Source organism: Wenyingzhuangia sp. (assembly GCF_039768515.1).
GTDB lineage: Bacteria > Bacteroidota > Bacteroidia > Flavobacteriales > Flavobacteriaceae > Wenyingzhuangia.
The window spans coordinates 1-7,338 of record NZ_JBDNAI010000029.1 but is presented as its reverse complement, the minus strand read 5'-3'; the positions used below and the strand labels follow the sequence as shown (position 1 = coordinate 7,338).

Genomic DNA, 7,338 nt, shown 5'->3' with positions numbered 1-7,338 from the left:
TTCTAAAGGATAGAATGGTTCATTTATGAGCAGTTGGCCTCAGAGAGCCAGAGTCCTAAATAAAACTGCTAGTAATTTAGTTTTGGATGATGCGAACGTCAGGGTTTTAGATTTCAGCACAACAGACACAAGTTGATAAAGAGGCTTTTAATTAGGGAGTGTAAAAAGAATTATTTAATATCAAAAAAATGATCAGTAAATTTCTGAAGATTCTTCCTGTTTTTTGTTTTTTTGGTGCCGTTTGCGCACAAAACCCTATTGTCCCAAATAAAGGTTTAAATGATCCACACATACATGTTTTTAACGATACGGCTTATGTATATGCCTCTCATGATAAATCAATCAACAATAATAAGTTTGTTATGGAAGACTGGTGGGTTTGGTCTTCGCCAGATTTGGTGAGTTGGACGCAGCGAAGTGTATTGAATCCGAAGGACACCTATATTGGGAAAGAATTTTCTAGATGTTGGGCAACGGATGTAGCACAGAAAGGAGATAAGTATTATTGGTACTTCTCTGAGGGCAATGAGCAAACAGGTGTTGTCGTTGGAGATTCCCCCGTTGGTCCATGGACAGATCCGATTGGCGCTCCTTTTCTATCTTCCGATTTAACCCCAACACATGAGTATGACATTTCTATTCTTGAGGACAATGGTGAACATTATGTTTTTTTTGGCGTCTGGGATTATTATGTTGCGAAACTTAGTGAAGACATGATTAGTCTTGCTGAAAGTCCAAAAAAAGTAATCATAAATAACCCAAGAGGACCTTATAATATAGACGGGGAGAATAATAAAATGCCTACAGACGACAAGCCATTTGTACACAAACATAACGGAAAATTTTATTTGTCTTGGGGATGTTTTTACGCTGTGTCTGACAATTTGTATGGACCATACGATTACGTAGATAGTGTGATTAAAGAAAAAAGTTTTGCAGAGGGTTATGAGAGTCCAACTTGGCCAAATGGTTTTCTACAAGGTCGTCATGGTAGTTTTTTTGAATGGCATAATCAATCGTATTTTGCTTATTGTGACATCAGTCAAACGGGCAATAGGTGGTTTAGAGATACCTTCATAAGTTATGTACATTATAAAGAAAATGGCGAAATTTCTCCTATTAGAGTAGATGGTGTTGGAGTAGGACAGTATGATGCTGATCAGGGATATATAGAAGCCGAAGATTATTTCATGGCAAGCAATGTTTGTAAAAAAGAAAACACAAAAGGAGGCTTTTCTGTAATAGCAAGTAAAAATAAGAACTACATTACCTATCCAAACATTGATCATTTAAGTTCAAAAAAGAAAATAACATTTGAGTTTTGGTCTCAAACAAATACGGCAATTGAAGTTAGAGAAGATCATCCCAATGGAAGAATTTTGGCTATTTGTGAATTTGATTTCAATAATACAAAAGCTTTTAAAAATAAAAGTTTTAATATAGCAATGTTAAGTGATCATCAAAACTTATGTATGGTGTTTAAATCATCGGCAATGAATCATTTAAAGATCAATAGGTTTAAATTTGAACAATAATATAAATTAAAATAATACAATCCATAATGAAAAGAAAATCAATAGTATCATTTGTAGCCATAGCTTTCTCGATCATATCTTGTTCTGAGCCAGTAGAAAAAGATTATAAAGACGCATCTTTGTCTATAGACGAACGTGTAGAAGCTCTACTACCTAAACTATCAATCGAAGAGAAAGTAGCCCAAATGCGAATTTTTCACGCAAATATTGGTACCAAACCAGATGAGAACGGAAATCTAAAACTTTCTAAAAGAGTCATCAAGAAATTAAAGTTAGGGATTGCAGGTGTAAAAAATCCTGGAGAACATATCGATGCCGTTGCTGCAGCAAAACTCAACAATGAACTACAAAAATATATCATAGAAAGTAATCGTTGGGGAATTCCAGCATTATTTGTTACAGAATCTTACAATGGTGTAGATGCCGAAGGTTGTACTAAGTTTGGAAGGCCAATAGCATCAGCAGCATCTTTTAATCCAGACTTGGTTAGACGTCAGTGGGATATTGTTGGTAGGGAGGCTAGATTAAGAGGAATGCATATGTGTCATTCCCCTGAGGCAGATCTAGTTCGTGATCCTCGTTTTGGGAGGATGAGTGAGGCTTTTGGTGAAGATACTTATTTAACAACCCAAATGGTGAAGAATGCGATCATTGGTGTACAAGGGAATTACGAAGGTTTGGGAAAAGGAACTCATATTGGTGCCGTTGCAAAACACTTTGCAGGTTATGGTCAAGTTTTAGGCGGATCTAATTTTGCAGCTATTGAAATATCAGAGCGAACTTTAATTGACGAAGTTTATCCTCCATTTGAAGCTGCCGTAAAAGAGGCGAAAACCTTGGGGATAATGGCATCACACGGAGATCTTAACGGTATAGCTAGTCATGGAAACCAAGCATTGTTAACAGGAGTGTTAAGAGATCAATGGGGTTATGAAGGGTATGTTGTTTCAGACTCTAATGATATTGCACGTTTGTTTTATTTCATGAATGTAGCGGAAAGTCCAGAAGCAGCAGCACAAATGGGGTTAGAAGCAGGTATTGATATTGATTTGTATGCAGAGGATTCCTATTCGTATCTACCAGAAATGGTTAAAAAGAATCCGGAATTAGAGAAGCTTATTGATAGGTCCGTTAGACGTGTGCTAAGGACAAAATTTATTTTAGGATTGTTTGATCATCCCTATATAGATATTGATGAAGTAAAGAAAGGAGTACGATCAGAGTCTTCTTTTGAACTGGCTAAAGAATCGGATTTAGAATCCATTATTTTATTAAAAAACGAAAAACATATACTGCCATTAAGTAAAAACAAATCACTTAAGGTAGCTCTTTTAGGACCTTTGCTAAAAGAGAATACGAAAGCTATGTTTGAGTCTGTTACGGGTTCAAACATTAGATATGTTGCCGAGAAAGGTTTCAGCTTGACAGACGAAAAAGGGGGCGCTCCTGAAGTGTTAGATAGAGATCCAAAATCTATTGCAAAGCTAGTGAAAGCTGCCAAGCACTCAGACCTCTCTATTTTGTTCTTAGGAGGTGACGAATTTACTGCTAAAGAAGCATATTTTAGTAATAGTACTTTGGGAGATAGAGCAACGATTGATCCTGTTGGACCTCAAGATGAATTGGTAGAAAAAATTAAGGCATTAGGCAAGCCAGTGATAGTAGTCTTAAAACACAGAAGAACATTATCCATCAATACAATTTCTAAGCATGCAGATGCTATTTTGGATACTTGGGATTTAAGTGAGTTTGGTGATGAGTCAACTGCAAAAATTATTTTTGGAGAAGTCTCTCCTTCAGGAAAATTACCAGTTACAGTTCCAAGATCTATTGGTCAGTTACCTTTTCATTACAGTATGAAAGAAATAAACTACAAGAAAGAGTATCTGTTTTTAGAAAAAGGCCCTCTATATCCATTTGGATATGGTTTAAGCTACGGAAATTTTGAGTATTCAGATATAAAAATATCAAATCAAGTGATTACTCCTGATACTGAAATTAAGGTGAGTGTTAGTGTTAAAAACACAAGTGATATCAAAGCAAAAGAGGTTGTACAAATGTACATTAAAGACGAAATAGGTTCTGTAACAAGACCTGACAAAGAGTTGAAAGGCTTTGAAAAAATTGAATTAAATCCAGGAGAATCTAGAGTTGTCTCATTCTTAATATCACCAAAAATGTTAGAATTTACAGGGATTAAAATGAAAAAAGTACTAGAGGCAGGAGATTACAAAGTTAAAGTAGGTACCTCTTCTCAAAGTTACTTAGAAACGGAGTTTAAACTTAAAAAATAAAAAAATGAAGAAATTATTATTTACCCTTACTGTAGCCCTATCTTTCTTTAATTATTCAATTGCTCAAATAGATCGCAATGAAATTAAGTTAGCTATGTTACAGGCATTAGAATGGCAAGAAGCTCACCCTATAATTGCAATAGCTCCAACAGATTGGACAAATGGTGCTTACTATACGGGTGTGGCTAGAGCCCACCAAACGACAAGAGATATGATGTATATGGCCGCACTTAAAAACCAGGCTTATTGGAACAATTGGAATACTTACAAGAGGTTCCATCATGCCGATGATGTAGCGATTTCATACAGTTATCTTTATATCGATATGAACGATAATAGAAAGAATTTTGTGGATTTAGCACCTACAAAAAAGTTTCTTGATGCGCATTTGTATGAAGAAGACAACTGGAAAGCAGGAACAGATAAAACCAAATATGGAAGGACTATTTTATGGTGGTGGTGTGATGCTTTATTCATGGCGCCTCCAGTGTTAAATTTGTATGCGAAACATACAAATCAGCCTAAGTATTTAGATGAGATGCATAAGTTTTATATGGAAACGTACAATCAATTGTATGACAAAGAGGAGCAATTGTTTGCAAGAGATATGCGCTTTGTTTGGCAAGGAACAGACAAAGACACCAAAGAGCCTAATGGAGAAAAAGTTTTCTGGTCAAGAGGAAACGGTTGGGTAATAGCAGGGTTAGCTTTGATTTTAGATGACATGCCTGAGGACTACGAACACCGTCCATTCTATGTGAATTTATATAAAGAAATGGCTGATAAAATATTGGATATTCAGCCAAAAGACGGATTGTGGAGAACAAGCTTGTTAAGTCCAGAGTCTTACAATCATGGTGAGTTAAGTGGTAGTGGATTCCATACGTTTGCTTTGGCATGGGGAATTAACAACGGCTTACTTGGTAAGAAACACAAATCAGCAGTTGTTAAAGCTTGGAATGCCATGGCTGCTTGTCAGCACGAAGATGGTCGTGTTGGGTGGGTACAAAACATTGGTGCTTTTCCAGAGCCGGCCTCTTCAGAGAGCTGGCAGAATTTTGGAACAGGAGCATTTCTATTGGCAGGAAGTGAAGTGTTGAAGTTGAAGGAATAAGAAAATCGTACGCTCAATTTTTATGAGAAGTGTATAGGATTCATTTCATTCTATTGATTATTTACAACTATTTAGTCGGCGGATGGAATTGACGGAATACCTCATTAATATAAATGATTCCAAGACCTCTTAAACCAAACAAAGCGTTACCCTCAGCGTACCGTCTTTGTTTGGTTTTGTATTTTCAATTCTATTTTTCACGAAAGAGGATCCTTTTACTTTACCTAAAGCAACTAAAATTATAAAATTATTTTGTGCAAAATGAAAAAATTAAAAGTATTAACTGTCAGTATTTTAATAAGCTTGTTTTTTTGTCAAGCTTGTCAAATTAAAAGCACATCAAACCATACTGCAGAAAGACCCAAGGGAGGTCTAAATCTTCCAAAAAAGCCTAATATTTTATGGCTTGTCACGGAAGATATGGGTGCATATATTCCATCTTTTGGGGATTCTACCATCGTAACCCCAAATCTTAGTAGATTAGCCAGTGAAGGTGTGATTTATCCAAATCTATATTCAACGTCTGGCGTATGTGCACCGAGTCGAGCTGCTATAGCTACGGGTATGTATCCTTCAAGTATAGGGGCTAATCATATGCGAACGAATTCATACACAAAAGAAAGAGGGCTTCCTGCTTATGAAGCAGTCCCTCCTCCAGAGGCAAAAATGATTAGCGAGCTATTAAGAAAGCAAGGCTATTATTGTACGAATAACTATAAAACAGATTACCAGTTCAAAGCACCTGTCACAGCATGGGATGAAAGTAGTCCTTATGCGCATTGGAGAAATAGAGAAGCGCATCAACCCTTTTTTTCGGTAATTAATTTTACTGAGACACATGAGTCAGGATTATTTGAACCTTATGGGTTTAGAGAAATCGAAACGAGACATTATGCATTAGGGAACAGGGATTATAAATGGAAAAACTTTGGGTCTTCTCATGCCAATAATCGCATGTCAGAAAAAGAAACAAAGATACACCTCTCACCAGACACCAAATTCAAAGTTCCTCCTTATTTACCAGACAATGAGGTTGTACAAAGAGATATGTGGAAACTATATAACAATATAGCTGAGATGGATCAACAAGTCGGTGCCGTACTAAAACAACTTGAAGATGATGGGTTGCTTGAAAATACGATTGTGTTTTTCTACGGAGATCATGGAGGCCCATTGCCAAGAGAAAAAAGATTGATATATGATTCAGGATTAAATACCCCCATGATTATTCGTTTTCCTAACAAGATTCAAGCAGGCACAATAGATGATCAACTCATAAGTTTTGTTGATTTTGCACCGACCTTACTTTCGTTAATTGGTGAGGCACCAAAACCATATATGCAAGGTCAAAATTTCTTAGGCCTGCATGGAACTAAGGAGCGTGATTATATTTATGCAGCAGCAGATAGGTTTGACGCAGAAACAGATGTGATTAGAGCTGTGAGAGATAAACAGTTCAAGTACATAAGAAATTACAGACCCATGCAAGGGTACTATTTGCCAATCACATACAGAGAGCGTATTCCCAGTATGCAAGAGTTGTTGAGGTTACAAGCAGAAGGAAAGCTAAATAAATATCAGAAACAATGGTTTAGGAACCATAAACCCACCGAGGAATTGTTTGATTGTGCCATAGATCCTCATGAATTAAACAATCTAGTAGACCAACCGGAATATCAAGAAAAACTAAAGTTGTTAAGGTCAGAAATGGACAAATGGCTCACTACAATCGGAGACAATCCAAGTTTGCCAGAAGCGAAATTGATTCAGAAATTATGGAAAAACAAAGACATTCAGCCCGTAACATTAGATCCTATTGTTCATGAAAATAATGGAAAAGTAACCATCACCTGTAATACAAAAGGAGCTTCCATAGCTTTTAAAAAAATCAAGATTGGAGAAAAAACACCAAAGAATTGGGAAGTATATCAAAGTCCAATTCATTTGCCAGCGCAAACCCAATTGATAGTAAAAGCTCACAGAATAGGATTTCAGCCAAGTGGAATTGTTCAGATACAGTAGTATTTAGGGTGAAAGTGCTACTGAACTATATAAAAAAAGCTTGGATATCATCCAAGCTTTTTTTGTTAGGTTAAAAAGTCTATGGTTAACTTATTCTACTTCAACTTTATCATAAGTAGTGTTTGCCCATCTAATTTGTGCTCTACCTGCTTTTACTCGGTAAGCTCCGTATCTTATTCCGGACTCAATACCTCTTTCAGGCTCTGGTATGTTCCAGTTGATCGTATCTTCTCCAATCACAACGTCACAATAGTGAATTTTTTTTGAAGAATCATTTGGATCCTGTCTAAAACCAACTTCCATCTCAATATTGACAGCCTCATTTTTCTCAATTCTTTGATTCAGATCAACAACTTCTCTTCCACTACCTTCA

Annotated in this window: 4 protein-coding genes and 1 pseudogene; 4 read left to right on the top strand and 1 reads right to left on the bottom strand. The window is 36.3% G+C overall.

Going from position 1 to position 7,338, the window contains the following annotated elements; all coding sequences use genetic code 11:
* Positions 1-188: 188 nt before the first annotated feature.
* From ABF281_RS02025 to ABF281_RS02010, 4 genes are all read left to right on the top strand, one after another.
* On the top strand, positions 189-1,535 hold the full coding sequence (locus ABF281_RS02025; protein ID WP_347180031.1) for a family 43 glycosylhydrolase: 1,347 nt from the start codon (positions 189-191) through the stop codon (positions 1,533-1,535).
* Positions 1,536-1,561: 26 nt separating this feature from the next.
* On the top strand, positions 1,562-3,829 hold the full coding sequence (locus ABF281_RS02020) for a glycoside hydrolase family 3 N-terminal domain-containing protein (RefSeq protein ID WP_347180030.1): 2,268 nt from the start codon (positions 1,562-1,564) through the stop codon (positions 3,827-3,829).
* A 4-nt stretch (positions 3,830-3,833) separates the two neighbouring features.
* On the top strand, positions 3,834-4,943 hold the full coding sequence (locus ABF281_RS02015; RefSeq protein ID WP_347180029.1) for a glycoside hydrolase family 88 protein: 1,110 nt from the start codon (positions 3,834-3,836) through the stop codon (positions 4,941-4,943).
* 261 nt (positions 4,944-5,204) lie between these two features.
* Positions 5,205-6,965 (top strand): sulfatase, encoded by a 1,761-nt coding sequence (locus ABF281_RS02010; RefSeq protein WP_347180028.1) that lies wholly within the window; start codon positions 5,205-5,207, stop codon positions 6,963-6,965.
* A 90-nt stretch (positions 6,966-7,055) separates the two neighbouring features.
* Here ABF281_RS02010 and ABF281_RS02005 read toward each other — a convergent pair.
* Positions 7,056-7,338: pseudogene (locus tag ABF281_RS02005) on the bottom strand (hypothetical protein); the annotation flags it as partial.